This window comes from Candidatus Abawacabacteria bacterium (assembly GCA_016207805.1).
In the GTDB taxonomy this organism is placed as follows: domain Bacteria; phylum Patescibacteriota; class Gracilibacteria; order RBG-16-42-10; family RBG-16-42-10; genus JACQZO01.
The window spans coordinates 26,128-49,533 of record JACQZO010000022.1 but is presented as its reverse complement, the minus strand read 5'-3'; the positions used below and the strand labels follow the sequence as shown (position 1 = coordinate 49,533).

General features: G+C 40.0%; 25 protein-coding genes. 10 read left to right on the top strand and 15 right to left on the bottom strand.

The genetic code is table 11. From position 1 onward, the window contains the following. The first annotated feature begins 26 nt into the window (after positions 1-26). Entirely contained in the window at positions 27-1,673 is a 1,647-nt protein-coding gene (locus tag HY817_04935; protein MBI4836576.1) for a hypothetical protein, read from the top strand. Between the two features lie 94 nt (positions 1,674-1,767). Here the strand turns inward: HY817_04935 and HY817_04930 are convergent, their stop codons facing one another. Beyond that, positions 1,768-2,226, bottom strand: coding sequence for a hypothetical protein (locus HY817_04930; GenBank protein MBI4836575.1), 459 nt, complete (start codon positions 2,224-2,226; stop codon positions 1,768-1,770). Between the two features lie 10 nt (positions 2,227-2,236). Next, entirely contained in the window at positions 2,237-3,355 is a 1,119-nt protein-coding gene (locus tag HY817_04925) for an S-layer homology domain-containing protein (GenBank protein ID MBI4836574.1), read from the bottom strand. 107 nt (positions 3,356-3,462) lie between these two features. Here HY817_04925 and HY817_04920 point away from each other — a divergent pair, with 107 nt between their 5' ends. Then, positions 3,463-3,744, top strand: a complete 282-nt coding sequence (locus HY817_04920; GenBank protein ID MBI4836573.1) for a hypothetical protein — start codon at positions 3,463-3,465, stop codon at positions 3,742-3,744. Here the strand turns inward: HY817_04920 and HY817_04915 are convergent. Then, complete coding sequence (locus HY817_04915; protein MBI4836572.1) at positions 3,721-4,317, bottom strand: HAD family hydrolase; 597 nt, start codon at positions 4,315-4,317, stop codon at positions 3,721-3,723. The two genes, HY817_04920 and HY817_04915, sit on opposite strands and share 24 nt — an antisense overlap. 194 nt (positions 4,318-4,511) lie before the next feature. Here HY817_04915 and HY817_04910 point away from each other — a divergent pair, with 194 nt between their 5' ends. After that, the gene (locus HY817_04910; GenBank protein MBI4836571.1) at positions 4,512-4,865 is read left to right on the top strand and encodes a four helix bundle protein; all 354 of its coding nucleotides are present in this window, start codon (positions 4,512-4,514) and stop codon (positions 4,863-4,865) included. A 48-nt stretch (positions 4,866-4,913) separates the two neighbouring features. Here HY817_04910 and HY817_04905 read toward each other — a convergent pair whose 3' ends face one another. From HY817_04905 to HY817_04880, 6 genes are all read right to left on the bottom strand, one after another. Then, positions 4,914-6,446: an oxidoreductase gene (locus HY817_04905; protein ID MBI4836570.1), complete on the bottom strand. Its 1,533-nt coding sequence runs from the start codon at positions 6,444-6,446 to the stop codon at positions 4,914-4,916. Between the two features lie 6 nt (positions 6,447-6,452). Then, positions 6,453-7,322 carry an FAD:protein FMN transferase gene (locus tag HY817_04900; GenBank protein MBI4836569.1) on the bottom strand — a complete coding sequence of 290 codons (870 nt, stop codon included), beginning with the start codon at positions 7,320-7,322 and terminating at the stop codon, positions 6,453-6,455. A gap of 9 nt (positions 7,323-7,331) precedes the next feature. Continuing rightward, the gene (locus HY817_04895) at positions 7,332-7,841 is read right to left on the bottom strand and encodes an FMN-binding protein (GenBank protein MBI4836568.1); all 510 of its coding nucleotides are present in this window, start codon (positions 7,839-7,841) and stop codon (positions 7,332-7,334) included. A 282-nt stretch (positions 7,842-8,123) separates the two neighbouring features. Beyond that, positions 8,124-8,609 carry a DUF1003 domain-containing protein gene (locus HY817_04890; protein ID MBI4836567.1) on the bottom strand — a complete coding sequence of 162 codons (486 nt, stop codon included), beginning with the start codon at positions 8,607-8,609 and terminating at the stop codon, positions 8,124-8,126. A 174-nt stretch (positions 8,610-8,783) separates the two neighbouring features. Further along, a complete protein-coding gene (locus tag HY817_04885) occupies positions 8,784-10,475 on the bottom strand; it encodes a hypothetical protein (GenBank protein ID MBI4836566.1) in 1,692 nt (563 codons plus the stop codon). Between the two features lie 38 nt (positions 10,476-10,513). Further along, positions 10,514-12,055, bottom strand: a complete 1,542-nt coding sequence (locus tag HY817_04880) for a hypothetical protein (protein ID MBI4836565.1) — start codon at positions 12,053-12,055, stop codon at positions 10,514-10,516. A gap of 97 nt (positions 12,056-12,152) precedes the next feature. On the opposite strand from HY817_04880, the gene HY817_04875 reads away from it, so the two are divergent. Then, entirely contained in the window at positions 12,153-12,560 is a 408-nt protein-coding gene (locus HY817_04875) for a peptide chain release factor-like protein (GenBank protein MBI4836564.1), read from the top strand. An 84-nt stretch (positions 12,561-12,644) separates the two neighbouring features. Here the strand turns inward: HY817_04875 and HY817_04870 are convergent, their stop codons facing one another. Continuing rightward, a complete protein-coding gene (locus HY817_04870; GenBank protein MBI4836563.1) occupies positions 12,645-13,103 on the bottom strand; it encodes an NUDIX domain-containing protein in 459 nt (152 codons plus the stop codon). Between the two features lie 200 nt (positions 13,104-13,303). Between HY817_04870 and HY817_04865 the strand changes: the two genes are divergently transcribed. Both HY817_04865 and HY817_04860 read left to right on the top strand, forming a co-directional pair. Then, positions 13,304-13,732: a hypothetical protein gene (locus tag HY817_04865; GenBank protein MBI4836562.1), complete on the top strand. Its 429-nt coding sequence runs from the start codon at positions 13,304-13,306 to the stop codon at positions 13,730-13,732. Between the two features lie 17 nt (positions 13,733-13,749). Next, a complete protein-coding gene (locus tag HY817_04860; protein ID MBI4836561.1) occupies positions 13,750-14,031 on the top strand; it encodes a hypothetical protein in 282 nt (93 codons plus the stop codon). A gap of 232 nt (positions 14,032-14,263) precedes the next feature. Here HY817_04860 and smpB read toward each other — a convergent pair whose 3' ends face one another. Next, positions 14,264-14,698 carry an SsrA-binding protein SmpB gene (gene smpB / locus HY817_04855; protein ID MBI4836560.1) on the bottom strand — a complete coding sequence of 145 codons (435 nt, stop codon included), beginning with the start codon at positions 14,696-14,698 and terminating at the stop codon, positions 14,264-14,266. Positions 14,699-14,811: 113 nt separating this feature from the next. Beyond that, positions 14,812-15,735: a L,D-transpeptidase gene (locus HY817_04850; protein ID MBI4836559.1), complete on the bottom strand. Its 924-nt coding sequence runs from the start codon at positions 15,733-15,735 to the stop codon at positions 14,812-14,814. A 70-nt stretch (positions 15,736-15,805) separates the two neighbouring features. Between HY817_04850 and mutM the strand changes: the two genes are divergently transcribed. Beyond that, positions 15,806-16,714, top strand: coding sequence for a bifunctional DNA-formamidopyrimidine glycosylase/DNA-(apurinic or apyrimidinic site) lyase (mutM, locus tag HY817_04845; GenBank protein MBI4836558.1), 909 nt, complete (start codon positions 15,806-15,808; stop codon positions 16,712-16,714). Between the two features lie 118 nt (positions 16,715-16,832). Here mutM and HY817_04840 read toward each other — a convergent pair whose 3' ends face one another. The 3 genes from HY817_04840 to HY817_04830 are packed head-to-tail and all read right to left on the bottom strand — an operon-like array spanning position 16,833 to position 19,323. Beyond that, a complete protein-coding gene (locus HY817_04840) occupies positions 16,833-17,963 on the bottom strand; it encodes a cysteine desulfurase (GenBank protein MBI4836557.1) in 1,131 nt (376 codons plus the stop codon). Positions 17,964-17,974: 11 nt separating this feature from the next. Beyond that, on the bottom strand, positions 17,975-18,304 hold the full coding sequence (locus HY817_04835) for a NifU family protein (protein ID MBI4836556.1): 330 nt from the start codon (positions 18,302-18,304) through the stop codon (positions 17,975-17,977). 50 nt (positions 18,305-18,354) lie between these two features. Continuing rightward, positions 18,355-19,323, bottom strand: a complete 969-nt coding sequence (locus HY817_04830; protein ID MBI4836555.1) for a class II fructose-bisphosphate aldolase — start codon at positions 19,321-19,323, stop codon at positions 18,355-18,357. 170 nt (positions 19,324-19,493) lie between these two features. On the opposite strand from HY817_04830, the gene HY817_04825 reads away from it, so the two are divergent. The 3 genes from HY817_04825 to efp all read left to right on the top strand — a co-directional run bounded on the left by HY817_04825 (position 19,494) and on the right by efp (position 23,401). After that, positions 19,494-21,479 (top strand): adenylate/guanylate cyclase domain-containing protein, encoded by a 1,986-nt coding sequence (locus HY817_04825; GenBank protein ID MBI4836554.1) that lies wholly within the window; start codon positions 19,494-19,496, stop codon positions 21,477-21,479. 13 nt (positions 21,480-21,492) lie between these two features. Then, positions 21,493-22,755 carry a FecR domain-containing protein gene (locus tag HY817_04820; GenBank protein ID MBI4836553.1) on the top strand — a complete coding sequence of 421 codons (1,263 nt, stop codon included), beginning with the start codon at positions 21,493-21,495 and terminating at the stop codon, positions 22,753-22,755. Positions 22,756-22,834: 79 nt separating this feature from the next. Further along, entirely contained in the window at positions 22,835-23,401 is a 567-nt protein-coding gene (gene efp, locus HY817_04815; GenBank protein ID MBI4836552.1) for an elongation factor P, read from the top strand. Positions 23,402-23,406 lie beyond the last annotated feature (5 nt).

The following is a 23,406-nucleotide window of genomic DNA, read 5'->3' as shown; positions in this document are numbered from 1 at the left end:
GTAGGATCCATTTAGAAAAAGCATCGATGGCACAAACGCGTATTTGCCAAATTTCGGGACAAAGCTTCATTATATCCGCTGAAGAAGAAGCTTTTTGTCGAGAACAAAGCATTCCCTTACCACTGATTTCTCCCGAAGAACGACTACGGGCTGTCACCAGTTTTGACAATGCCATTTACCTTTATAATGGCGAATGTGCTTTTTCTCACGAGAAAGTTTTGACTAGTATCCCACCCGAGAGACATGTGGTTTACACTCCGGATATATTTGCCAGTGATCAGTGGGACGCTATGAATTATGGCAGAGAATATGATTTTTCTCGACCATTCTTTAGCCAATTTGGCGAATTACTCCAAGCTGTTCCCCTGCCTAGTCGCTATGTGATCACCTCAACTATTGAAAATAGTGATTATGTAAACGGTGTTACTGGAGCCAAAAACTGTTACCTAGTTTTCAATTGCACCAATGGCGAAGACATCATGTTTAGCCGAGTGATCAATCAATGTAAAAATATGCTCGATAGCTTCAATGTCCAAAATAGTGAACTTTGTTATGGTTGTATCAATGTCAGTAACAGCTATGAACTTTTTTGGGCAGAAAATTGTACGAATTGCAGCAATTCATACTTCCTATTCAATTGTCAGAATCTCAAGAATTGTTATGGCTGTACTAATCTTAAAGATAAAGAATATTACTTTGAAAATGAACAGTGCCTACCTGAAGAATATCAAGCAAAAGTCCAGGCAAAAAATCTGGGCAGCTATCAAGCATGGTTAGCAGCATACCAAGGCTTCGCAGAAAAGAAAAAGAGCACTACCAGAAAGTATTATCAGGGGCAAAATAGTGAAGATAGTAGTGGGAATTATATCAAAAACTCTCGACGTATTAACCAGGGATTTTTTGTCCTTGATTCTGAAGATGTCTTTTTAGGAATCCGTGTAGTAAAGGGCAATAAAATCTTTAGTTCCGCTTTTGCCGTCAACAATACCCAACAAATATATACGTGCCACGCCGCCGCCAACAACGCCTTCAATATGCGCTGGTGCATTGCCTGTCCCAATCAAACGAGAGATTTGGAATATTGTATTCATTGCGGCTTTGGCACCAAAGACAGTTTTGGCTGCGTAGGGTTAAGACAAAAAGAGTATTGTATTTTGAACAAGCAATATGCCAAAGAAGAATATTTTGCTCTCCGTAAACGCATTCATGAACATATGACCAGTACTGGTGAATACGGCATGCCATTTCCAGGCCATTTGTCACCGCAATACTATAATGAATCCTATGCTATGGAGTTTTTACCTTTAACGAAAGCTGAGGCATTGCGCCGAGGCTATGCCTGGAAAGAAAAAGATACGGAAGAGCATGGCGCTATTTCCACGCTACCAGACCATATTGATGAAACTAACAATGACATATTGCAACAAGTCCTTTTATGTAGCCAAAGCGGCAAAAAGTACCGCTTAGTGAAAGCTGAGTTGGATTTTTATCGCCGCTACCATATCCCTATACCCCGAATTGCTCCCTTGGTAAGAATCGAGAATTTATCCAGATATCTTCAGATCAAATCTAGTGTCCCAAGACAATGTGCCAAATGTTCCATTAGTATCAACTCGGTTTACCAAACAGAGCCTATTCTCTGTGAATCTTGTTATCAGCAATCCTTACTATAACACCGCATCATCCATATCAGGCCACCCCATTGCCAGGGGCGATTTATCAATGCGGTCATAGAGCTCTTAAAGCGTTTTGGTCGGAACAAACTATCTACTCACCCTTGATTGCAATAGTTTTAATGTTATGAGGAAGATAAACAACAGTAACCCTGCTCCCCACTTGAGGAGGATTTTTTTGCGAGAATAGACCATTAATTTCTGTTTGAAATTGAGGTCTGTCCGGAGATTGTACGGCTACTTGCACTCTTAATACGCTGTACATATCTTTAATTTTCATGCCAGTATCATAGATAGCCAAAATATTTGCCTGAGCTTCTACACCACCTTTAGCCAAAATATCAGCAGCACTTTTAGGAGCAGCTTTCATAAGCCACCGAAACACGACAAACAAGATTAGCCAAACAAAACCGATACCACCTACTACCGCGTAAACAAAACTGCCCAAGACACTAGTAAGATAAGGAATCAAATACTTGATTACACCGAGAATTACTAATACAAACAGTACTAACGGCACCAATAATCTTAGCGGTTTGATGTTTTGATTCATAAATACTGACTTAAAGAAATCTGATTGAGTCTAGAATTTGGCTTTCCAAAATATTCAGATCAGCTCTGTTTTCAGCATAAGCAAAAGTAAAGATATATACATGGCCATTCTTTTCGGCAAACAGAGTGTACATTGGAAAAGCAACATCCTGAATCACCTCAAGAGCACTCACACTACCATTACTACCTGACAATGCTCGTTCACCGATCACGCTCATACTTTCAATACTCTCAAGCACACCGCGCACTGAAGTAGCTGAAGAGACGCTATTAAAACTTTCTTTGAATTCAGCAAAAGAAGCATAATAAGAAGCAACGAAATCAGGACCGCAGGTATAGCACTCCATTTGATGAGGCTCTAGATTGTTGGCTCTTTGAATAGACTGAGGACTGATAAATTCGATCATAATAGCTGTGGTTTCATATGGACTCCGTGATACCTGCCAACCTTGAGGATAATTGAGAGCAATAGCCAAATCAGTATTTTGATATTGCAACATAGTAGTCCCCACAGACTGAGCAAATAACTTCCATACAATGTAAGCAGTTTCAGCACGATACATTTCACGATTGATGCCATAGTTGCGGCTTTCACGAATATACAGAGGTTGAGCACTAAAAATAGTATCTTGAGCATATTGAATATAAGGCGCCCACCAATCACTTATAGCCACGTCGCTATAACGAATACTTGTTACCTGAGGCAAAATAGCGTTGGCACTATTGATCAAAATCTTCAGAGCCTCAATTTGCGTCACCTTTTGATTGGGTCGAAACTTACCATCAGGATAACCACTAATAATGCGCAAGCTTAAAGCAGTTTTAGCATAACGATGACACCAGTGAGTAGCTGTAATGTCAGGAAATGAAGCAGAAGAGTCCGTATTCAATCTAGCATTCGACGCCAACAAAGCTATTTTTACTAGTTCACAACGAGTAAGACCCAGTTCAGGATGAAATTTGCCATCTTCGGCACCAGTCATAATTCCTTGATCGCTAACAAAATTGTAGGCAGCAATATCAGGATCGGTAGCTGGAACGTCATTAAAACTAGCAGCTTCAAGCGATTGAGCAAAAGTATTACTCAAAAAGATTATTCCCAATAAAAGTGGGCCAAGGGAATTTTTCATAGCAAAGATTTTGAAATACCACGAATCATTTAACTCTTGCCGACAGGAATTGTAAATAAATGCAGAATACTTTTTGATCGGTTAGAATACAGTTACTAAAAAAACTTATGCATTTACAAGTACATGATGGTGGCAAAATGGCCAGCTTCGATGGTCTAGTGTTGGAAGTATCAGGATTAAGTGGCAGTGCCACCAGTAAACGCTTAGCGATTGAAGCCATTGATAGTGTCACAGTAGCTGAGGCTGGCAGTGAGCTTATGTTTGTCGTTAAAAGCCGCAAAGGTGGTTTTGGATTAATGATCTCAATAGATAAAAAGCTGGTATGGGAAGATCTAGCTAAAGCTGTGAATAGTGCTATTGCTTTACTAGCACAAAAGCAAGGAATCTAGCCAATATTCGCATGTTTGTTCAGAAGTTACTAAACATGCTCGCCCCCCCTGTTTGGTGATATGCTCGCAAGCGGAAACAGAATTATCGACAAGCCATGTTTGATCAATAGAAACCCCTATTTTTTTCGCTAATTTGGCAAACAATTCGCCATCATTATCACTTTTCATTTTGCCATGATCGGCAGAATTAAGAATGTGATCAAAATAAGCGTTTAATTGTAACTTCGGCACAGTGAATCGTGTAAAGCAATCCATATTATCCGTTAACAACACAGTATGAAATCGCTCACGTAACAGTGCTACTTGAGCAAGCGCTTTTGGTGACACACTCATATTTTCGCAGTCGCGTACAAACATTTCCCACAAATCATCATAAGCAACACCCGTTGTATCAGCGATAAAGCGATTCACTTGCTCTGAGGAATATTGGCCTCGCATCCAATTTCTAATCAAATCTCTATTAGCAGAAAAAAGTAAACTTTGAATTTGGGCCATGACCTCAGGAGAAACACTACGCCAAAAGCGATCAAAACAAAGAGTGCCATCAAAATCAACCAAAAGCAGCGACCGCATATTGAGAATTACTGAAAATAGTAAAGTCCCGAAAGGCAATTTAGTCCACTCACCGAATGAAGTCAGAAGCCAGGAGGCAGAGGGCAGAAGGCAGAAGTGTTAAAAGTTCATTAAGTTGTCATGGAACTTAACTTTTTGGGGCTTCCTGAAAATAAAAGTGTCACTATTATTAAGTACAGTTAACTTGAAGCATTATGAAGCACAACTTTCTAAAAAAGCGTAGCTTCGCCTTGGCGGTGGAAATTATTTACTTTTATCAGAAACTATTGCAGCAAAAAGAGTATGTAATTGCTAAACAACTGTTACGCAGTGGTACAAGTGTTGGTGCCAATATTAGCGAATCGCATTCAGCTCAAAGCAAAAGAGACTTTCTCAATAAACTAGAAATAGCATTAAAAGAAGCACGTAAGACCGAGTACTGGTTACAATTATTAGACGAAACGAACTTAACTAAGATTGATTGCAAACAAATAATAGAAAGTACTGAACAAATGATCAAATTATTAGTCACAAGCGTAAATACTGTAAAAACCAAACTCATTACCTAGCTCCTTTCCCCTCACTTCTGCCCTCTGCCATCTGACTTCTGCCTTCACTCAAAATCCTGGAAAATAGTCTGTCTTGATTTGTCGCTTCTTTGCTCCTAACGATTTAAACAGTTTTCGGTAGGCATCGACCATTCCTCCAGGACCAGAAATATATATCAGCCTTTCTTTAAAATCCGGAACCAGCTCATCTAGCATTCGTTTATTGATGTGACCTACTTTGCCAGGCCAGGCCGAACTAGGTACCTCTGATAATATACAGTGTGTCTTTATTCCTAATGCCTTTTCTGCTTGGCTAAAAATATCTTGGTACACAAAATCAGCTTCATTACTGCAAGCATACAACAAGACAACATCACGCTTCTGGTCGTTATCCAATAAGTACTTAATCATGCTGCGAAATGGAGTGATTCCAATACCACCAGCAATAAATAGCAATTTCTTATTGCGGTCAGCCGGCATAGTAAATTCACCAGCGAGCTGAGAAACGATAATGGTCTCTCCAGCTGACATATTTTGTAAATCTTTTTTGAAACTACTTCCTTCAGGATTTACTTTTATACCCAAATGAATCTCTGCTTCAGTAGGTGCGGAAGCTAAAGTAAAGTATCTTCTATTACCTCGGCCATCAGCATGTGCTGGGGAAATAGTCCACTCCATATATTGACCTGGTTGATACATAATCTTCTCTTCAGGGACAAAAACTAGATCATAAATACTAGGTGCCAATTGCGTTTTATTCTTGAAATAAAGCAGTACTCGCTGCTTAGGACTGACTAGATAAGAAAATATGTTACCTAGCACCAACGCCCATTCTGGGGTGATATAAAATGATCCGATATGAAATTGGGAAGCAAAAAGCAGACCAACAATAACTGCATAGATTATTTGTAGCCGTCTAGTTGGTGGTGTAGTCAGAGGCTCAGTAAGCATAATCGTTCCAAAGAAAATAATAGGCCACGATGCTAGTATTTGTATGGCCAAATCAGCTAAGGGCATACCAGCAACCAAGCCCACCATAGTTAAACTAACAAAACTGACTACAAAAAAAGTGGCAAACATAGCAAAGCGCCTCACTTTTCGCACAACGAGCAAACCAAGAATTGTGACAAAAGGTAACAAAACAGCACTGCCCACCCACCAGACTGCTGAGCTACTACCAATTAAACCAATTACCACCAAACCAAGGGCAGCGGGATTAAATATATGCTTATTTTTTATCACTAAAAGATATTTCGCCGCCATTGCTACTGTGCCAGCTAATGCTACTGAGAATAGATCAAAGTAATTAGTTGATGGGGCTAAAATAAAAAAGAGAATTAACAAAGTAATCGCTCCTGATTCAAAGTTTCTAGGTACTTTAAATAACCATGAGAAAAGGTAATTACTTCCCCCAACAAAAATCGTCAGCGCGAATAAAGAAAGCAACATTTCTCCCGGCGAGTAAGGTAGGCTGAGCCAATCAAGCTGGAGAAAATAGCCTAAGAAGCTCAAAAGGAAAGCAATGCCAGTGAGCAGGGTAAGACTATAAAGTACTACGCGGTACATGGTGATGCTATTGAGCAATCTGTCGACAAATATCATAAAGTATTAATTTTGAATAAAAACCTCTGCTCCAAACTGAGTTGATTTTTTTATCGTATGATCAGCATACATAATTAGATAGTCAAATTGATACGATTCTACCAGTTTTTCTGGAGGAACAAAAAACAAACAGGTAGCCAAAGCATCGGCGATAATAGTTTTATCCGCGATTACCCAAGTAGCTAAAATATGCTCTGGCGAAGCTAAAGTATGAGGATTAATAATATGATGCCAATTACCCCAAGTCCTTCTATTCCCTGCTGAGCCACATATGCTCTGGTTGAGAATTGGCACTACACCAATAGCCTGAGTTGAGTTTTGGGGATGTTCCAAACCAATGGACAAAGAAACACCATTCATATTCCGATAATAAATATCGCCACCAGCATCAATAAAAAAACTTGCTATACCTGCCTCTTCAATAACTTTCGCCACAATATCCACTAAATATCCTTTACCAGCAGCACCGAAATCTAACTGTACTGGCACTGTGATAGTTACTTCAGGAAACTGATAATCAATAACATCCTGCCAAAGACGCACTGGATACATTTGAGTAGGCTGTAAAGAATAATCTTGATCATAGCCAGCGCTAACCAAAGCTTCACCAATCAGAGGAGTAAAAGCTCCATCAGTGTGCTGATATAGGGCCTGATACAAATCAAAAAGCACTTTAGCGTCCTCACCTAATACAAATCTACCACTTCTCTGGGCCATTTTACCTATGAGAGATTCTGATTTAAAACGTGAATAAGTATCTTCAAACAAGCGCACGCGTCGCTTCACCTTCTGCAAAAGCTGCTCCTCAGTAATTGATTTGAGCGACTGATAACATTCTATTTGCCATCGTGTCCCCAAGGCCGTAAAAGTCCACATAGTAGACACTTATGATCTCGCCTGAGCTTTAATTTTAGCTACAGCATCATTGAAACCTTTGGGCGTAAGAGAAGAGCCTGAAACTCTACCCAAATTCAGTTCATCAATACTTTTACCAATCACTAATTGTTTATAGCCAGAAACAAATTCTCCTTGGAAACGCTGAGACATAGGTAACACTGCTGCAGGAATTACTTCAGCATCAGTTACCACTCCCTTTTGTACAGTAAGTTTCACAGCAATACTTTCTGGCCCCCCAGGAGAAATATAAGTGCCTTGTACTGAATATGTACCATCTTTATAAGTACTAGAAGTGTTTTGAGCTGTAGGTGTTACTATGGCGGTAGGCGTAGTCATCACTGTCGGCACTGGAGTAGTACTAATTGGGGTAGATGTCACACTGGGAACTACAGTCGCTTGAGGCAAAGTAGTATCAGTAGCACAAGCGGTCAAATTGAGAGCAAGAGAAGCAAAAGCAGCGACAGAAAAAGCTTTTTGCACAGGATGCTTTGATTTCATAGAACAAAATTAAATACGCTCTGAAATTATAGCCAGTTTCAATTTTTTAGCCAGTTCGCTCCCAATGCATCCTGACTGAAGCGCAGCGGAATGGAAGGACCGTGCAGTATATTGTTTTACATGTCATCAATGCTCAAGCAAAGACAATGGCTCATTTTGTGCCCCAGACAACATTATTTATTGAGACCAGAAACGGCAGGGTCCCTCCACAAGGTCGGGATGAAAAGGTAAAAAATCTTCTTCTTCGGGGTCTTCACCCCATTTGTAATTCGTAATTTGTAATTATCTTCTTCCCTTAAGCAACTTCAACAATTCTTTCAATTGATTATCCACTCTCGCCATGTGCGCTAAACGGGCAGTATCAAAACTACTGAGTAACTTTTTTATCTCTTGCTCTGCAGCAATATTCACTTGGAAATCTAGCTCTGAACGTAAACGATCTTTGGCCTCTTGCCTATTCTGCGCCATCATGATGACTGGACCACAATATGCTGCCTGGAAAGACAAAAACAGATTCAACAAAATGAATGGATATGGATCCCAATGTTGTATCCACCCAATTAAATTAAGCACTATCCAAATACAAAATATTGAACTCTGAAAGATAATAAATCGCCAACTACCAACAAATTGAGCTAAATTCTCAGCCAACTTTTGACCAAAGGAAACATGTTCATCCTCCAGTTGTTTCATTACTTCCGGCACAGCATTGAGATCTGCTCTTACCCGAGCATAATTATGGAGCTTTTTCTTTTTTTTCTTACTCATACAAACTTTATTTTTGTCTTTTTACTGACTTCCTATAATTTTACCGCATATAGATAAGGAATAGCAAGTACTGGCTAGACACAAATTCAGCAAAGTATGTTCGCAAAAATCGGATTAGTAAGAAACTATCAAAGATCTATGCTATCAGTGACGAATTTAAAGCTGAGTAATAAATTAATAGACTTGAGCTAAATAGCAATTTTCACAATATACTTGTAGCGCCTGATTGTCCGTATAAACAGTCTTTACCACTTGGCCACATTGGGCACATTCTCTTGTTAACAAATGTTTCTCTCCTCGCAGGTCCAATCGAGCTAAATGCCGCACAGTAGGATGTTTTCTTGGTAGCGGAAAATTATTCTGACGATAAAAAGCTAGTTCTTGTTTGGTGATTCGGAATAATTGACCTGAGCTTTCACAACGGATCGCGGTCTGGAGAATAGTATCATCGACAGCAGTGATTTCATCTGGCAACTCTTGGGCAGAAATTTCCTTAGTAGCAGCAGCTTCGGGTGCTTGATAATGGGACCAGACGAAATCCACCTTTTTGGCTTCAGCTTCAGTCAGTGGATAATAATCTGCCGCCAAACTTTCATTGTAGCCCACAGGAGCAAACTTCGGTGGGAAAAACTCGCCCCATTCTCCCTCCTTAATCATATGTTCGATAATCTTGGCCACCAACAACTCGTATTGTTCTTTAGTATATTGCTTATTCAAAATACAATACTGCTTACCCTTTAGCCCAATACAGCCAAAACAATCCTTAGTACCATTGGCACAACTGTCGCAATATAAAAGATTACTTACATTGGGCCAGGTATCGAGACAGAAAAGTATATTGTAGGCATTCACTCCTGTCGTGCACACTTCATAATTTAAAATCGTCTGATCACAACCAAAATTTACATCCATACAATTCTGAGCATCTTGGACAAAGCGAGTGTAGCTCACATGATCTAAATTTGAGCCATTGAAAACACTAGTACAATCTTTAGCATTGTGAACATTGTCACCAGTGACATTTTCCACTTGCTTAAGATGAGCAAACAAATGAGGTGCACCTCGAACAACGCTGGCAAAATCCGCTTGCATCTTTTGCAGGGCAGCATAAGAACCAAATTGCCACTTTGCTTTTTCTTGAGCAAAGTCTTCTTTTGAATATTGCTTATTAAAAATACAATAAGATTTATTACGTAAATTCACCGAAAAAAGACAATTGTCACAGTTTTGACAATCAAAAAGAAAACGTGAGTCACGACAATGCACGATGTTTTGAGAAAAGGCACAATTGTAGCAATCGGTAGCATCTACACACTGATAACATAATTCACTATTCACTGTCATAAAACAGTCCACACAATTCTTCGACTTCATCAAGCGGTAGCCATAATAACAATCTTCATCACTAGCGCCTGAAAAGATTAAATAGCAGTTTTTTGACGAAACTAATTGATTACTATAATTACAATTTTCACAAGAACTATCGACATAAAGATTCATTCTCGGTACGGCCTTTTGTAACTCAGCGAATTGTTCAAAAAAAGGTCGCGTGAAATCAAATTCTTTGCCAAATTGTAAGGCGTCCCAGCCATTTCCCCACCATTCATCGTGATCATAGACTTGATAAACTTTATCCGGTGAATAAATAGAAAGCATGACTTTCCCTGATAAAGAGCTCTTGCGTAAGTAAAGCACCCGATCATTACGAAAAGAAAACCGTCGCCTTTCTCGACAAGGAGGACAGAGATTAGGATCAGGAATAGGGTACAGCTTACCGGCAATAGTAGGTGCAATTTGCTGCAAAAATGCTCTATCGACTGCAGTAATCTCGAAATCTTTTTGACAATGCAGACAATTCTTTACCATACAATGCTGTTAAGAAATATATCGCATGGCACCTACTTTCAATGAATTAACTTTTCATAGTCTTCTTTGCTAACAATCTTCTTTTGCTGCGGATGAGCAAAGTAGGTGGCCACTTCTTGGCCATTGTCCAGAGTAATTGTCTGGGGCAAAAAGCTGGTATCCATTATCTGCATCCGGGCCCGATAACGCAGAGCAGGACTAATTCTTGGCAAGGGAATGGCATGCTTAGTATAGAACTGCAGCTCTTGAGTGATATAACGAAAACTTTTGCCGGAAACAGTACATATTTGCACTGCAGCAGGGTCAACAGTAATAGATTGACCGATATGAACATATTCAGCTGCAAAAACCGCATTATCTTTATTGTCGAATAAATCAGAAGCGATAGTATCTTCATAAGGGAACGGACTCATCTCCAGCGGGAAAAATTGATCATATTCGCCCCGTTCTTTCATTTTTTCTTTTAATTCAGTCACCCTTTTTTCATATTCCTCTTTAGGATAAGGCTTATTAAAAATATGATACTGCTTATTTCTGAGTCCAATACAACCAAAACAATTTTGACAATTAAGACAGAGATAACAATATTCCATATAAGAGCTATGCCAGACAAAAGCACAATTACGCACCTCATACACAGCTATACCAGTAGCGACACATTGGAAACACTTTTCCACCCTATCATTACACATATAAGCGCCAGCAATATCATGTCCCTTGGCACATTGAAATACATTATAAATATCTTTTAGATCAAAACTCTCAAAGGCATTCAGGGCATTCGCAGTATTTTTGAGGTAATTGCCTTCAACATTGTCACAATTATCTAAAAATGCTGGTGGTATCACACTCGTGGGGATCACTTCACTAATAAACTTCTTTTTCAATTCCACAATAGTCTGATAATCAGACCATTTTATCTCTTTTACAAAAGCTTCATATTCTTCCTTAGTCACCTGCTTATTATAAATACAATACTCCTTGTTTCTTAGCCCAGAACACATGAAAGCGTGCTTTACATTGCGACAATTGAAGAGAAAAGCTGAGTCTGAGACGTTGTGACAATTAAAAGAATAACGAGCGTTATAACAATTAAACATATAGACACAATCATACAAAAGCTCACTATCCATCACCCAATAGACATCAACACAGTCACGTGAATTATAAATCCGCGCTGAATAATACACGTCCTGACAATTCAGCGCATCGAATACTAAATAACAGTTCTTCAAGCCTTCTGAATCCTGACAATATTCTGCATTCTCCTGCATGCTAGAAAGCAAACCAACTACTGGAGCGATCTGCTGCAGTTTACGAAACTGAGCAAAGAATGATTTGTTGAGATCAATAGCTAAGCTAGGTGACTCCCAATCATCGGCATACCACTCTTCATGACTATATACCGGACAAATCGCTTTTTCATGATACACAGAAATAATACTCTTACCTGATTTAGTAGATACTCTGTTATATAATTTCTTATTAGGATACCAGGCCATAATTGCCCTGAGCTGTGCTAGAGGATCAATTTTACTGAGATCTACTCCAAACTTTTGAGAAAGCTCATTTAGCAGCATGCAATACAGTTATGATTGCCCGCAATTTAGCAAAATTTATTGCGACTGGCTATCTAAGCACTTTCTCTTTAAAATTATTGTGAACTTCACTCAGGCTATGGCTAATTTCCCGGTAGAATTATCACCGCATTTACTAGAAAAAGCTCAAGCTTTACATATCTTTAGCCAGGACATTGGCGAACAATTTATTCGAGGCAGCGGTAAAGGAGGACAGAAAATTAACAAAACATCTAGTTGTGTTTTACTAAAACATATCCCTACTAGCATTGAAGTGCGTTGTCAAAAGCACCGAGAGCAATCCAAAAATCGGCTCTCCGCCTATAAACTATTAATTTTGAAAGTTGAGCAACAAAAAAAGGGCTCAGCTTCAGCATTGGCTCAGAAAATATTCAAATTAAGAAAGCAAAAACAAAAACGCTCCAAAAGAGCCAAAGAAAAGATGTTACATCTCAAAAAAGCGCATGGTGAAGTAAAGTCTTTACGCCAAAGTATTAAGCTAATTTAGATCCATTAGGTAGCATTGGTTGAGGTTCAGCCAGTACCACAGCACAGCTTTCCAAGATAAAGCCGGTAGTCAAAACTATTGCGTTCAGATATTTTGCTTCAAAGCTCTAGCCAAACGCTCCTCATAGAGACTAATTTGGAAGGGCAATTGCGAATGTAGTGGTTGAGGAAGAGATGCCAAGGTAAACCAACCCATAGCATCAAACTTATGCGGCTCGCCAATTTGTACCATTCCCGGTTCTACTCTGACTAAAAAATCTAAAGCTACCCAATGAGTTTCCTGACCATTGTCCAAAACTCGATGAACATCTCGATAGCCTAGGAATTCATATTCCAAAACATCGGTCATATATTCTTCTTGAATTTCCAGCTTCAGTCTTTCTTCCACGGTATTAAAAAGTTCCAGAGCCCCACCGCCCACATCCCAAGTACCTTGCTCATCCCGAGCATTTTGACTGCGCTTCATAAAGAGCAAATTGCCATTGCCATCATGACAAAAGTAAACCAAACAAACCCCAATACAATCGATACCTTTTCTCAACATAGGAGAACATTAAGCTAAGGCCAATGTAATATTTTCAAGATAATAAGACAAATAGTAAAAAGCAGCCGCCCCTTTCCAATCCCTCCCTTCTTTACAAATTGACATGAGTTGTAATTAGTCATATATTACCGTTCTTTGGTGTGCAATTTAATTTGGGCGTATGCTGCGTTAAACATAATTAATAAATTAAGATTATCTTTATGGATAGAATGCATAGATCAGCAGAAACCATTTCACCATCACTACGCTCCTTATTGTTACCAGCTATAATGGCTGCTGTAGGAGCATGTAATCCTGATGTGAACCAGCCCAATTGTGTTGAATTTGATGCAAATACAGTACGAGGAACTACCAATGCTATCGAGGTTGTTGTAACAACAGATCAGCCCGGAACAGCAACTGTTGTCAAGCTTACTCCTCTGCGTAGAGTAAGTGGGGGCTTTCAAGAACTGGCTCGTCCCTCAACAACTACCATAACTAGTGATGGAAATGGACGCGCAATTCATCGAATTACTATTGCTAGCGTTACTAGTGCAGTGACTGATATCGCTGTTAATGCATGTGTCTCAGCTCAAGGAGGACGCTATCAACATGATTGTCCAGAATGGATATTGTTAAGAGTACAATAAAAACTTAATTGTTAATTATGTATACCAGAGGGATCTTAGAGAGATATGCTGACAGTCTTCCGGATGAAGATCAAAAACGCTTTCGTGCAGCCATAGCACTGATTCTGTTTGAAGGAGAAGGAGACCAGGCAACATGTGGCGGAGCAGCTGTAACTCAAATGCTTCAGCTACCTGCACTACACCACCTAGTAGACGACTTTCAGAGCAGATGGTTTCTCTTTTTACGGCAAGAAGATTTGCAGGGTTTAGGAGCTACTGTGAGATTACAAGGTGATGAACCAGAGACACAAGGACAGTAATTAAGTAAAGATTCTATCTTATCCTGTTCTCTAGTAAGCACTTATCCTGGAACACGCTTAGTTCTTTGCTATTTATAATATCCAAGATCACTTCTTCTCCCAACTGCACTTTTCCATGTTATTCAACACGATGGCTAAAGGAAGCCAGAATTGAATAGAGATTGTAATCTCTACTCCCGTCTCCACCATTTGTAATTCGTAATTCGTAATCCGTAATTTTCGAGCGCTTCTCTCATTTCATAGCTCTAGCGGCAATCCGATCTGTTTCCCTTTCTTTAATTGATCGCCTCTTATCGTGCAACTTCTTTCCCCTAGCCAAGGCTATTTCTACTTTAATCAAATTATTTTTCAAATAGACCGATAAAGGAATACAGGTAAGTTTGTCAGTAAAGATTTTGCTTTGCAGATAATCGATTTCCTTTTTCTTCAGCAAGAGTTCACGGGAACGATCAGCTATAGCATTGCTGTGATATGCTGGCTTGTAGTGACTGATATGAGCATTCAAAAGCATAGGCCTACCTGATTGGAAGAAAATATAAGCGCCATTAAGCTGTATATTCTGGGCACGAACAGACTTCACTTCTGGGCCCGAAAGTTTAATACCAGCCTGAAAAGTTTCTAAAATTTCATACTCAAATCGAGCCTTTTTATTTACTGCTAATGACATAGAAGTTAGCTTTGGAACAAAAGGAGTGTAACAAAACGAGAGCTAAGAGCGAAGAGCTGAGAGCTAAGAGAGTTGAGCCCCATCTTAGCTCTTAGCATTTAGCTCTTAGCTCTTTATATTACCTGTACTACCGTTCCCACTTCTGCCCAATCATAGACAGTCTTTGATTCTGTATAGCCTAAACGAACACAACCATGACTTACTCTTCTACCAAGATGTGATTCACCTTCATAGAGACGGCCTGATCTCAATTTCCAATATGGCAATTTGTGAATACCGTAACCACGGAAACCATATCGTTCATGACGAAGCCCCATCCAATTATCCATGTACATATTATAAGCAGACGAATATCGCACATCATTTTTATGATCTACATAGTATGTACCAGCTGGTGTATCCATACCGGGCTTACCAGTGGAAACGATAAATACATTAATATCATCACCACCTACTTTTTGATGCATCTTTTGACTAGAGCGATCAATTAAGATTTGTTTTTTTGTCGCCACCTTGAACTGTTCCGTCAAAGTAGCATCATCATCTACAATAACACTTACCAATAATGGATTTCCGGGTAAAAACATCACACCCTCGATCACGGGTGCCACCGCAAAAAGATATTTACCTGGTTGAGTTGGTGCTTTGATAGTGAAAGTAAAAGCAGCTGATGCTTGAGCATCGACCACCTTTGCCTCAAGAGAGCGAATGCGATTGGGTGTAACCCAATTCTCATTATTCAGCATGGGATAAAACATGCTTATTTCTTGATCTCTAGGACGGACAGTAGCCAAACGTAGCGGAGCGCCACCAGTACCATCAGTATACCAAGGAACTGTACCAGTATTAGTCACACCTAACTGAAAGGTATATTCAGCGTCATGACCTATATAAAGCTCAAAGTCCGTATGAGAAAATTGGAATCCATACACTGGTTCCACAGGCCCTTCTACTACTATCGAAGACTCTGCCTGACCAATTGGTATTGCAGTGATTGAGGTTAAAACAACCATCATCAGAGAAAGCCACTTTTTCATAGAACTTTTTTATGTTAGTTTTTAATTAGCACTTCATATCATTGTACAATATTTTAAAGAATTGGCAAATATGCCAGAATTACCTGAAGTAGAGACAGTGGTGCAAACCCTGCGCCCAAAATTGATTGATCAACAATTAACAGCTATCCAAGCACTAAACTCGGCCACCGTAGTATATAAAAACCCTTTTGAGCCTTTCATCATAAAAAATATTGTGCGCAGAGGTAAATACATCATCTTAATGGGTGACGATCATTTTTTAACTATTCATTTAAGAATGACTGGTAGGCTATTAGAAAAAGCCACCAATAAAAAGTTTATTCGAGCTATCTTGGCATTTACCAATAGCTCATTACACTTTGAGGATATGCGCAAATTTGGTCGGATAGTATTCGCCACAGGGATAGAGCTTGAAGCCTTGCCTGGTATCAGAAACTTAGGCCCCGAACCATGGCAGGAGCAATTAGATAAAAGTTTCTATCAACAACTGCAACGAAGTAACGCAACGATAAAAAGCTTTTTATTAAATCAAAAAAACATTGCCGGTATTGGCAATATCTATGCCGACGAAATCTGTTTCCATGCCTACATAAACCCGCTAACAGTGAGCAAAAGCATCACAGCTTCTATAGCCAAAAGATTACTGAACTCCATCCGGTACATCTTAAATAAAGCGATCACATTACGCGGCACAACCTTTGCTCACTTTATCGATGCCGATGGCAAAAAAGGCAACAATTTTGAATATCTCCAAGCATACGGTAGAAAAGGAAAAAGCTGTTTTCGTTGTAATACACCATTAACAACAATAAAAATTCACAATAGAACGACTGTCTATTGTCCAGCGTGTCAGAAAATCCCAGGGAATAAAAAAGAAGTTTGTACAGCCGCTGATTCCTTATATATTCTACACCTACATACTTTTCTAAAAAGATGTAGGAAAATTTTGCGCAGAATTTTTGGAGATCATCCGCCATAACAAAACTCCATGGGCACTATATGCCACGGTAGAAACACTGTCAAGACTAATATCCGCGCTCACCTTCATTATCAAGAAAGGTTTAGCTATGTTTAGTTTTAATACCTAGAAAAAGTCACTAAAAACGCAACTTCTCTACTACGGCCGAAATAATCGGCACTACTTTTTCCACTTCCTCCCAAGTAGTCTGTCTTCCCAAGGTAAGACGCACACTTCCCTGCCTTTGCTGTTCATCAAGACCTAATGCAATTAGCACATGACTAGAGGACATACTCGCTTGAGTACAAGTAGATGCAGCTGATACGCAGACACCAGCCTGATCTAAATAAAACACTAAAGCCTCTGACTCAATTCCGGTAAAACTAATATTGATATTATTGGCTAACCGACTAGTCCGATCCCCATTGAGCCTAGCACCAGAAATTTTGAGCAATTCATTAAGTAACCAATCTCTTAGGTCAGTTATCCTTTGTACTTCTTCATCAATAGTAGCAACGGCCATTTCGCAGGCCTTACCAAAGCCAACTATCCCAGGGACGTTTTCCGTGCCCGCTCTTAGCCCGTATTCTTGTTTTCCACCCCATACCAATGGCTGAAGCTGAATACCTTTACGGACATACAAGGCACCAACACCTTTCGGACCATATACTTTCACACTATTGAGACTTAAAAGATCAATAGACAAAGTCTTCACATTGATTGGCACATACCCCAAAGCCTGGCAAGCATCGCTATGCACATAAGCCCCCGTTTTTTTTGCCCAAGTCACAATCTCTGCTAATGGCTGAATAGTTCCTATTTCGCTATTAGCTAACATAACAGAATAAAGAGCTGCCGGGCTGGTTACCATTTTTTCCAGAGCCGACAAATCTATCAAACCACTTTTTAGTATGGGAATATACGACAATTGCCAACCTTCACTTACCAGTGCCCGACAAGATCGCAGTAGTGAATCATGTTCTATCGCTGATACCACCAAATGTTTAGTCTCTTTTTCTTTTGTCCTAGCTGTACCCAATACCGCCAAATTATTTGCCTCGGTACCACCTGAAGTAAATACAATTTCCTCAGCACTAGCGCCTATAGCTGCTGCTACTTGAGAACGTGCTCGCTCCACGGCTTCACGAACTGTTTTTCCTGCGCTATACAAACTAGAGGGGTTGGCAAAGTAGTGAGAAAAGTAGGGCAGCATCACCTCTAGAACTTGCGGATCTACTGGAGTGGCACTTGCGTAATCTAAATACACCATAGACTTCTCGATCAAACAGCCACTAGGGCAACAATGCCTGGTACCTGCTCTTTTAAAGTTTGTTCCACACCTGAATAAAGGGTCACTTGCGAGCTAGGACAAGAGGCACAAGCTCCTACCAAATGTACCGTCACCACACCATTCTTTTCATCCACCCCCAGTAATTCAATATTCCCACCATCGGAAATAAGGTAAGGACGCACAGTATCCAGTACTTTTTCTACTTGTTCAGTAATAGTAAGCTTGCTTTTTTTAGCCAATTTTTTCTGTGACTTAGCTTTTTTAGGAGCTGCAGTCTTTTTTGCCGAAGTTTTCTTTGCCTTTTTTTTCGCTACAGCCATACAATAAATTAACGCTTATATTGTAGATGTAAGCAGGACAAATGCCAAACTTATTGATATAGCTTGGCCTGATATGCTGATCCCAAGCCTTTAGTAAGCAATGCTATGACATGTTCTTTCAAGTCCTGGTGACATATCCGTAGACTATTTTGTTCTACAGCAGCTATTTCGCTTTTGTATCTACCAATCATTTTACGCCATTCAGTACCGGCTATTTTTGCCGCCTCTTCCATGGCAATTTGTAAATCTTGCGGTAAATGCGAAAACAAGATCAGGCTTAGCTCTGTCGCATAATTAACTTTATTGATACCGACAGCGACCGCTTGAGCGAAGATGTCCAAAGACAAGCCACTACCACCATGTAATACTAAAGGAGTTCTGTATTGGTGCAGTGCATCCGCTATCATCTGAATGCGGGCAAAACCAATATGTGGCGTTTCTTTGTATAAACCATGGCCATTACCAACGGCAATTGCTAAAGCGTCTGGTTGAACCGTCTCTACTGCCAACACCGCTTTTTCCACAGTTGTATATAAACTTTCTACCGTTACGTCTTCAGCTGGTAAATCTTTGGCAAAACCAATAGCGCCTTGTTCCATTTCCAAACTAGCCTGGTATGACCGCATTTTTTCCTTCATTAGCAAACAACGACGATAGTTTTCTTCGTCGTTGAAACGTGATAAATCAAGCAATGCTGAACGAAAGCCGGCTTGTAATGCCCGCTCAATAAGTGCTTCATCTTTTTGGACATGATCCAAATGAAGTCCTACTGGAACGGTATAACCATACAGCTTTTGATACTGCTCTAGTATTAGCTGGACTTGAGGAACAATCTCTTCCGGTGACCAGGCGCAGTATTCTTGTTCACTTTCAGCAATCTCTAAAATAATTGGTGACTGGACAGCAAAGGCAGCGTCCAAACAGGCCGCCATAATTATTGGATGACGAATATTACATGCCAGTACAGCAAACTTTTGGTTGTAAGCAGGGGTCAGGATTTCTTTAAGATTTAAAAACATAGAAGAAAATTACAAGCATCAAGTCTTGTGATGAACTATAGTCAAACCCATACAGATTACAAATCAAATTTCCAACATCCACTCTCTATTCTCGATTTTAGATTTTAGCTTCTAGCTTCTAGATTTTAGCTTTTCTTCTGTTAAGATATCGCTAACGCTAAATCTTATTTATGATTCACATGCGCTGGCATCATATCCGTAAGCAGTGGCATTGGATCCTGGCGACTGTTGTTCTCACCATTGTCTTGGTAACCTTCACTTTCCAAGGCCAGTTCTTTTTTTCTGTGGCTCAAAAGTTTCAAGATAGTTTTCTGCTCACTGCAGACAAAACTAGCCAGACCATCTTCATTGTTAAAATTGATGACAAGAGTTTAGAAAAATTAGGTGTATTTCCTTGGCCCCGAAGTTACCATGCCAGCTTGATCAAACTATTAGATCAGGCAAAACCAAAAGTTATCGGTTATGATGTTGCATTTTTTGAAAAGTCGTCCCATCTCGATCACGATCTGGCCCTAAGTCAAAGCCTAAAAGACATTTCCACTCCTATTGTCTTACCAGAAGAATTGCACCAAATCAGCAATAATAGTGCTTTATCCCACAGCGCACCTCTGCCAGAGCTACTCGGTCCCAATGTCACTACTGGCTTTATTAATGTTTTTCCTGATCAAGATTTAATTATTCGTCATTTTTCGCCTCAGCTTTCGCTTAACAACATCCCCGTCCCCAGCTTTGCTGATGCAGTAGCACAACACAGTGATATGGCAAAAAAACCTGAGATACCGACCGCCACTGCTTATTTACCAATCACCAACATGGCACAATATCCAGCTGTGTCTTTTGTTGATGTATTGGAAGGAAAAGTCCCGGTTGAAATATTTCGTGACAAAATTGTTTTGATCGGTAGCACTGCTGCCACTTTGCATGATGAAGTGCTTTTGCCTTATCAAGCCAATACCACACCTGGAGTCTATCTTCATGCCCTTTACATAGATGCCATACTGGCCAATAAGTCATTTAATGAAATCCCCCCATTAATCACCTTAACCCTCATCTTTTGCCTAGTCTTAATTATCTTTGCTGCCAAATTATTCTTACCTGCTAGCCTAGATTGGCCAATCAATATCAGTTTATTGGTAATAATCACTTTGTTACCCTTCTTGTTAGTACAGCAGTATTGGTTAGCACCACTCTTTTACCTTTATTTTACTTGGCTCATAGCTACCATAGCCAGTTCTATTTTGAAAACATTGCTGATCGAAAAAGAACGTGAGCAATTGAAGAAACACTTTGAATTATATGTAAATAAATCTGTCGTGCATGAATTGATCAAAAATCCTAGTCGCGCTGTCTTGGGCGGTGATAAGCGTGAAATGACCGTACTTTTTTCTGATATTCGTAGCTTTACTTCTATTTCAGAACAGATGTCCCCCCAAGAGGTAGTACAATTTTTGAATGAATACCTGGACATGATGACTGAAATAGTATTAGCCCAAGATGGTGTCCTGGATAAATATATTGGCGACGCTATTATGGCCTTTTGGGGAGCACCTCTACCTCAAGCAGATCATGCGGTTCGAGGAGTACGCACTGCTTGGCAAATGCAGAAAATGATGAAAGAAAGAGGTGAGAGTATTTTGAGAAATTGGCCCAAGCTGGGCAAGTTGAAGATCGGCATTGGCCTTAATAGTGGTCCGATGGCTGTAGGCAATATGGGCTCGCGCTTGCGTTTTGACTACACGGTAATTGGTGACAATGTAAACACTGCTTCACGAATTGAGGGACTAACAAAGTACTGGCGAGCTGATATTTTGTTTCCTGAATCTACCAAATTATTAGTAGAACACGAGTTTTTGTGTCGGGAACTTGATCTTGTGAAAGTAAAAGGCCGCAATGAACCATTGAGATTATTTGATGTCCTAGAAGAGAGCACTAAAGCTGATGCATCACTAAAAGCAGCATTGCGTCTTTTCGAAGAAGGATTACACTGCTACCGTGATGGTCAATTTGACAATGCCATGCTAAAATTTCGTTCTTGGCAAGCAGAAAGACCTGAAGATGCTGTAGTAGAAGTCTTCATTGAGCGCTGTCAGGATTTTCTGGCTCATCCTCAAAAAGCAAAAGGTTTCTCAGGAGTAATTGTCATGGAAAGTAAGTAACCTCTTCATATTTATGTCACGGTTTCGTATTTGGTTCCTCATACTTATTGTGCTGTTAATTGCTGTTGGCACAGGAATATATATTTCTAGGCCCCCCAGCAATCGATCTATACCGCCTGCGCCCACTGCTACTCCTATTCAAAACCAACCCACTCCTGTCAGCAGCGATGTAAAGGCATTATTGTTGGTAGAAAAAGGCAAAGCGGAACTACTTAGCGCCAGTAATAAAGCGCTAGTCTCTGATGAACATGAGGTAATAGTGGGTGATCAAATTACTACTCAAGAAAATTCCGTCGGTATGCTCATCTTTCCTGACAATGATGTACTTCGCTTGGCCGCCAATACCAAAATTACTATCGTAGCAATGGCTTCTTCAGCCACTGAAAGCAAAGTTTTTATTGAGCAATCAACTGGCAGCAGTTGGTCACGAGTAACTCCTTTTTTGGATCGTAAACGGCAATATCAAATAGAAACCCCTACCTTGGTTGCTACCGTCAGGGGAACTACTTTCAATGTGTCAGTGGAAACAGCTCAACAGTCTTGGGTAGGCGTCAATGAATCACAAGTAGATGTGATGAGAAAAAATGATCAAACTTGGGTACAAGTAAATTCTGGCCACTTTGCCTCAGTAAAGACTGACACTATGCAACCCATGCGCAGCGAAAAAATGGACGAACAAAAAACTTCCAGTGCTTGGTTCAAAGATAATATCCTCAAAGATCAGGCTATGAGCCAAATGATCGGGAATGATGCGAATAGACCAATGCCCAAATACTTTTTACGAGATAATAAAAACCGCTTTTTCAATAAAACAGCCTTAGATGTAGTAAACAGTACCAAGCCTATTTTCCAAAATGACAGCATTGACTTTAGTCCCCTAGCGGCCCTAAAGGGCATCCTAAATGAACTGATTGAGCAAAAACATGCTACCGCTGAAGAAGCAGCTGCTATATTACAAGATGTGAAACTCAATGAATATATTCAGCAAATAAAAACCCTAGCTGAACTAAAGGCGTTTATCAAAAATCATATTGAGCAATTACGCAATCGAGAGCCTACTTCTTCCCCTACCCCTAGCCAAACACCTAGCACAGTAACAAGCTCTCCATCCCCCACAGCAACTACAACCACTGCGCCAACATCTCAAGACAAAACCCCATCCCCAACACCCAGTCCAACCAGTTCAACCTCACCAAGTCCTTCACCCACAAGACTAAACAACAATTTCCGCCCCACCTACTACTATTATTCTCCCACCACTCAACCAATCAGATAACACCCATTCGTAATTCGTAATACGTAATTTGTAATTTCCATAGGTTTTGCTACCCTGCGCCTGTAACTTGAAAGTATTTATGCAATATACCGAACTACGAAAAGGCACCAAAATTATTATCGACAATGAACCTTGGATAGTCGCTGATTATGAATTCATGCGTATGCAGCAAAGAAAGGCGACGGTAAAATGTATTCTTAAAAATCTCATTACCGGACGCACGCTTCACAAGACATTCCAACCATCTGACAATCTCGAAGAAGCAAACATGGAAAATCGTCGCACCCAATTTTTATATCGAGAAGGCGATACATTTTCTTTTATGGATCAAGAAAATTTCGAACAGTTTGAAATGAACAAAGAACAATTGGGAGATAATATCTATTATCTCTTAGAAGGGCATGATGTAGATGTGATGTATTTCAAAGGCAGACCAGTAATCCTGCAAGTACCAGCAAAAGTGACTTTACGCGTTACCGAAACTCCCCCCGGTGTTCGAGGAGACACAGCTACTGGTGGTAGTAAAAAAGCAAAGCTAGAAACTGGCCTCAATATTAGTGTGCCCCTTTATATCGAAGAAGGCGAGCTCATCAAAGTAAATACGGAAACTGGCGAATTCGTAGAACGTGTCAAAGAGAGCAAATAAAGCAA

Excerpts from the sequence above, each read along its gene's own strand:
- HY817_04925 (MBI4836574.1), bottom strand. The coding sequence starts at position 3,355 with ATGAAAAATTCCCTTGGCCCACTTTTATTGGGAATAATCTTTTTGAGT.
- HY817_04930 (MBI4836575.1), bottom strand. The coding sequence starts at position 2,226 with ATGAATCAAAACATCAAACCGCTAAGATTATTGGTGCCGTTAGTACTG.
- HY817_04880 (MBI4836565.1), bottom strand. The coding sequence starts at position 12,055 with ATGCTGCTAAATGAGCTTTCTCAAAAGTTTGGAGTAGATCTCAGTAAA.
- mutM (MBI4836558.1), top strand. The coding sequence starts at position 15,806 with ATGCCAGAATTACCTGAAGTAGAGACAGTGGTGCAAACCCTGCGCCCA.
- HY817_04915 (MBI4836572.1), bottom strand. The coding sequence starts at position 4,317 with ATGCGGTCGCTGCTTTTGGTTGATTTTGATGGCACTCTTTGTTTTGAT.
- HY817_04820 (MBI4836553.1), top strand. The coding sequence starts at position 21,493 with ATGTCACGGTTTCGTATTTGGTTCCTCATACTTATTGTGCTGTTAATT.
- HY817_04900 (MBI4836569.1), bottom strand. The coding sequence starts at position 7,322 with ATGTGGACTTTTACGGCCTTGGGGACACGATGGCAAATAGAATGTTAT.
- HY817_04905 (MBI4836570.1), bottom strand. The coding sequence starts at position 6,446 with ATGATATTTGTCGACAGATTGCTCAATAGCATCACCATGTACCGCGTA.
- HY817_04910 (MBI4836571.1), top strand. The coding sequence starts at position 4,512 with ATGAAGCACAACTTTCTAAAAAAGCGTAGCTTCGCCTTGGCGGTGGAA.
- HY817_04935 (MBI4836576.1), top strand. The coding sequence starts at position 27 with ATGGCACAAACGCGTATTTGCCAAATTTCGGGACAAAGCTTCATTATA.
- efp (MBI4836552.1), top strand. The coding sequence starts at position 22,835 with ATGCAATATACCGAACTACGAAAAGGCACCAAAATTATTATCGACAAT.
- HY817_04895 (MBI4836568.1), bottom strand. The coding sequence starts at position 7,841 with ATGAAATCAAAGCATCCTGTGCAAAAAGCTTTTTCTGTCGCTGCTTTT.
- HY817_04825 (MBI4836554.1), top strand. The coding sequence starts at position 19,494 with ATGATTCACATGCGCTGGCATCATATCCGTAAGCAGTGGCATTGGATC.
- HY817_04870 (MBI4836563.1), bottom strand. The coding sequence starts at position 13,103 with ATGTTGAGAAAAGGTATCGATTGTATTGGGGTTTGTTTGGTTTACTTT.
- HY817_04865 (MBI4836562.1), top strand. The coding sequence starts at position 13,304 with ATGGATAGAATGCATAGATCAGCAGAAACCATTTCACCATCACTACGC.
- HY817_04875 (MBI4836564.1), top strand. The coding sequence starts at position 12,153 with ATGGCTAATTTCCCGGTAGAATTATCACCGCATTTACTAGAAAAAGCT.
- HY817_04830 (MBI4836555.1), bottom strand. The coding sequence starts at position 19,323 with ATGTTTTTAAATCTTAAAGAAATCCTGACCCCTGCTTACAACCAAAAG.
- smpB (MBI4836560.1), bottom strand. The coding sequence starts at position 14,698 with ATGTCATTAGCAGTAAATAAAAAGGCTCGATTTGAGTATGAAATTTTA.
- HY817_04835 (MBI4836556.1), bottom strand. The coding sequence starts at position 18,304 with ATGGCTGTAGCGAAAAAAAAGGCAAAGAAAACTTCGGCAAAAAAGACT.
- HY817_04890 (MBI4836567.1), bottom strand. The coding sequence starts at position 8,609 with ATGAGTAAGAAAAAAAAGAAAAAGCTCCATAATTATGCTCGGGTAAGA.
- HY817_04885 (MBI4836566.1), bottom strand. The coding sequence starts at position 10,475 with ATGGTAAAGAATTGTCTGCATTGTCAAAAAGATTTCGAGATTACTGCA.
- HY817_04920 (MBI4836573.1), top strand. The coding sequence starts at position 3,463 with ATGCATTTACAAGTACATGATGGTGGCAAAATGGCCAGCTTCGATGGT.
- HY817_04850 (MBI4836559.1), bottom strand. The coding sequence starts at position 15,735 with ATGAAAAAGTGGCTTTCTCTGATGATGGTTGTTTTAACCTCAATCACT.
- HY817_04860 (MBI4836561.1), top strand. The coding sequence starts at position 13,750 with ATGTATACCAGAGGGATCTTAGAGAGATATGCTGACAGTCTTCCGGAT.
- HY817_04840 (MBI4836557.1), bottom strand. The coding sequence starts at position 17,963 with ATGGTGTATTTAGATTACGCAAGTGCCACTCCAGTAGATCCGCAAGTT.